We start from the raw sequence: 3,908 nt of genomic DNA, 5'->3' as shown, positions 1-3,908 counted from the left end.
CATTTATTTGATTCATTGGATGCCAATGACATACATTATACAATTTCTGTTCTAAATCTGATAAATACGATTTAAGGATCTGCATTTCTTCTAACCCTTCTGTTGTTCCAGGGTAAGCAACAATTGTGATAACTCCAGATTTAGATAATTTCTCTAAACCCTCTTTTATAGCGTCAATTGTTTGATGCGGTTTAGTTATAACTTGATGATCGCCACCTGGTAAATATCCTAGGTTAAAAATCATTAAATCAATTACTTCATCTTTTAACTGATTAACTAATGCACGATCATGGGAGTCATGGATAAATGTTAGGCTCACATCTTCAGCTATATCATTTGACTGCAATAACTCTTGGCTACTATTAATAGCTTTCATTTGGATATCGATGCCATATAAATGACAGCCTTTTCTTGCTCGCTCTGCTAGATACAATAAATCATGGCCATTGCCACATGTTGCATCTACTACAACATTAGCGTGTTTCATTACTCGATCCCAGATTAAATGTTGAAACTGAACAGCATTGTTAATGTTAATCACAAAATCACCCCACTTGAGATTTTAGTATTATAATAACTCGTCACGACGAGAGGCTAATTTTTTAAATAATGTACCAAAGAAACATTGATCTTTAAAACGTACGAATAAGCAATATACTGGATTGGAGTTTATATGTAATGTTTCTTTATTGGTAAACGTATAGTCAAATGTACCATCTATACAGATATGTAATTGAGGCTCTCGTTCTGGCATGGTGATTTGAATTGTATCATGCTCTTCCAATACAAGAGAAACGCCTTGAATAAGATGTGGTGCTACAGGAGTCACAATAATTGATCTATTATCAGGCTTCATAATAGGACCACCTGCAGATAGATTATATCCTGTAGAGCCTGTGGCAGAAGAAATGATCAAGCCATCAGAAGGATACATTTGCGTATGTTGATTATTGATGGACATATTGATACGTGCCATTTTAGCTGGTTCTGCACGGGTAATAACAATTTCATTAATGATAGGTACTAATTCTTCTTCATTACCATTATTGCGGTCAATATACGCATATAAATGTCCACGTTTCTCGATATTATAATCACCCTTGGCAATACGTTTAATATGACTTTGCATTTGGTGAACTTCGATTTGGTTTAAGAAACCCAACTCACCAAGATTAATACCACAAACAGGTACATTGTATGGATAAATTTGTCGTGCCAAATGGATGATGGTACCATCACCACCAAAACTAAAGGCAATATCAATTTGTTTAAAGATTTCTGGACGACTTAAAATGTGAGTTTCAGGAATCTTAAGTACTCGTGCAGGTGCATCTGATTCGAGATCATCTGGCAAGAATACTTCGATACCTTCATCTTTACAAATATGTGCAGCCATTTTTAAAACTGCCATAATATTGCTTTTCCCCATATTAGGGAAAAATCCGATACGCATAGTAATCTCCTATAATGAATGAGCCTCTGCAACCACTGTATCGATTAAAGTATCATCAATGGTTAAAGCCCCTTCTTCGTACTTTTTAAAATAACCTAAAAACTCAATATTACCTTCCATACCTTTAATTGGTGAGAAAGTTAATCCATGAACGTATAATCCACAATCATAAGCAACATGTAAGATACGATGTAAAACTTCTTTATGGATTTCCGGGTCGCGCACAATACCACCTTTGCCAACATTTTCTTTGCCAGCTTCAAATTGCGGCTTAATTAAAGCAACGAGGGAGCCTGTATCTTTTAACAATGTAGTAGCTACAGGTAATACTTTATCTAAAGAGATAAATGCTACATCTATGGAAATAAAGTCAACCAGTTCACCTAATTGTTCTGGCGTGACAGTGCGAATATTTTGCTTTTCCATATTGATAACACGTGGGTCTTGGCGTAACTTCCAAGCTAATTGATTATAGCCTACATCGATAGCAAATACTTTAGCTGCTCCATTTTGTAGAGCACAATCTGTAAAACCGCCAGTGCTAGCACCTATATCGACCATAACAGCGTCTTGTAAATAGATAGGATACGTTTGAATAGCTTTTTCTAACTTTAGTCCACCACGACTAACATAAGGTAAGGTGTTGCCCTTTACTACGATATTAGCATCTACAGGAATTTTTGTACCCGCTTTATCAATACGTGTTGTATCCATAAAGATTTGGCCAGCCATTATGGCTGCTTTGGCTTTTTCTCTACTTTCAAAAAGTCCTCGATTAACAAGGAGTATGTCTAAACGTTCTTTACTGCTCATATGACACCATTATAAATATAATAAAATTGAATACATGCTACAAGAATGCCAAGAATTAATCCCCCAAATACCTCTATTGGTGTATGGCCTAATAACTCTTTCAAGGCTTCTTTACGAGTAATGACAACCGGTATATTTTTCTTTGTAAAATAGTCTACAATTTGATTTAGAATTTGAGCTTGACGACCAGCTTCTAAACGTACGCCAGATGCATCATACATGACTACGATAGAGAATACTAAGGATAGAATAAAAAGATCAGATGCTCCATTTTTTAGATATATAGCCGTGGTTGTAGCGATTACAAAGGATGTATGCGAACTTGGGAAACCACCAGATCCGACTAATCGTTCTGGACGAAATTTACCATGCCGAACTAGTTGCCATACGAATTTGATAGCCTGAGCTGTAAACCAACCCCAAAATGCGGCTTGCGCTATGTAGTTGTGTGATATTTGTGGTAATATATCAATCATTATTTATACCTTCTACAGGTCGTAACAATTAATTAGTGCGTTCTAAAAGATAATCAATTAGAGCAGCCAGAATAGATGTATCATAGGAAACGGAATTTAGTGCATCATGAGCTTGTTTACCAACTAAAGAAGCTTGATTCTTAGCTTCATCTAAACCTAGTAAAGATACATAGGTTGATTTATGTTGGCGAATATCACTACCAGGTGTTTTTCCTAATTCTTCAATAGTACCAGTTACATCTAGAATATCATCAGTAATTTGGAATAACAATCCTAAACAATTTGCATATTCCATAAGTGCTGTTCTTGTAGCTGTATCTGCATTGCCTAAGATGAGCCCTAATTCTACAGATGCATTAAATAAAGCCCCAGTTTTTCCTCGGTGTAAAACCTTTAACTCCTCAAGTGGTATATGTTTATCTTCACTAAGCATATCGAAGGCTTGACCTCCGACCATACCTTCAGGGCCTGCAGCCGTAGCCACACATTGGATGGCATCAAGTTTTTCCTGCGCTGTAGCTGTCTCATTAGCGGTCATTAATTGAAAGGCATAGGTCAATAAACCGTCACCTGCTAGAATAGCCATACCTTCACCATAAACTTTATGATTTGTTAAATTACCTCTACGATAATCATCATTATCCATGGCCGGTAAATCATCATGTACTAAGGAATACGTATGGATACACTCCATTGCACAAAGAAACTCTTTATAATCAGCAGGATCTTTTTTGGAAACTTCTTTCATATAATCAAGAAGATATTTGTTTTCTGTTTCAAACTTTATTCTGCCTTCAACAAAAGTGTCTCTTTTTTTCAACTTTTTTATCTCAACTGCAACTTCGCCAAGATATTGCATATATTTCAGGTAGCTACCTAAAAACCCAAGATATGTTTCCAGATATTCAAACTTATAATTGCCTCCCTGTTCAGGATCACCGATTATATGGAAACAACATTCCTCATAGGTCATATTGCTTGTTTCCTTTATAATTTTTACTGGAAATTCCGCAATCGCTCCGTCAACATCTCCGACATAGTCAATTCCATCTTCCCAGATTTCACTTAACTGCTCTTCGTTGTCAAGGCCCTCAAAAGCATTTTTGAACCCAAATTTTTCTTTCAGGATTTTTGTAAAATCCTCATTGTTCCATAAGGCACCTATG

General features: G+C 36.1%; 4 protein-coding genes and 1 pseudogene. All 5 read right to left on the bottom strand.

The window, feature by feature from the left end; genetic code table 11:
- Positions 1 to 487 (bottom strand): class I SAM-dependent methyltransferase (locus QZ548_RS08320; RefSeq protein ID WP_295869651.1); only part of this gene is annotated, 487 nt, incomplete at its 3' end.
- A gap of 81 nt (positions 488 to 568) precedes the next feature.
- A complete protein-coding gene (locus QZ548_RS08315) occupies positions 569 to 1,453 on the bottom strand; it encodes an NAD(+)/NADH kinase (RefSeq protein WP_295869649.1) in 885 nt (294 codons plus the stop codon).
- A gap of 9 nt (positions 1,454 to 1,462) precedes the next feature.
- The gene (locus QZ548_RS08310) at positions 1,463 to 2,266 is read right to left on the bottom strand and encodes a TlyA family RNA methyltransferase (RefSeq protein ID WP_295869644.1); all 804 of its coding nucleotides are present in this window, start codon (positions 2,264 to 2,266) and stop codon (positions 1,463 to 1,465) included.
- Positions 2,263 to 2,742: a divergent PAP2 family protein gene (locus QZ548_RS08305; RefSeq protein ID WP_295869643.1), complete on the bottom strand. Its 480-nt coding sequence runs from the start codon at positions 2,740 to 2,742 to the stop codon at positions 2,263 to 2,265. Before QZ548_RS08305 ends, QZ548_RS08310 begins: the two co-directional genes overlap by 4 nt.
- 28 nt (positions 2,743 to 2,770) lie before the next feature.
- A pseudogene (locus QZ548_RS09050) lies at positions 2,771 to 3,472 on the bottom strand (polyprenyl synthetase family protein); the annotation flags it as partial.
- Positions 3,473 to 3,908 lie beyond the last annotated feature (436 nt).

This window comes from uncultured Veillonella sp. (assembly GCF_915069625.1).
Classification (GTDB): domain Bacteria; phylum Bacillota; class Negativicutes; order Veillonellales; family Veillonellaceae; genus Veillonella.
Note: the sequence above shows the minus strand (reverse complement) of the source record. Positions and strands in the feature narration are given on the sequence as shown.

Coding starts and splice junctions, on each gene's coding strand:
- QZ548_RS08305 (WP_295869643.1), bottom strand. CDS start 2,742: ATGATTGATATATTACCACAAATATCACACAACTACATAGCGCAAGCC.
- QZ548_RS08310 (WP_295869644.1), bottom strand. CDS start 2,266: ATGAGCAGTAAAGAACGTTTAGACATACTCCTTGTTAATCGAGGACTT.
- QZ548_RS08315 (WP_295869649.1), bottom strand. CDS start 1,453: ATGCGTATCGGATTTTTCCCTAATATGGGGAAAAGCAATATTATGGCA.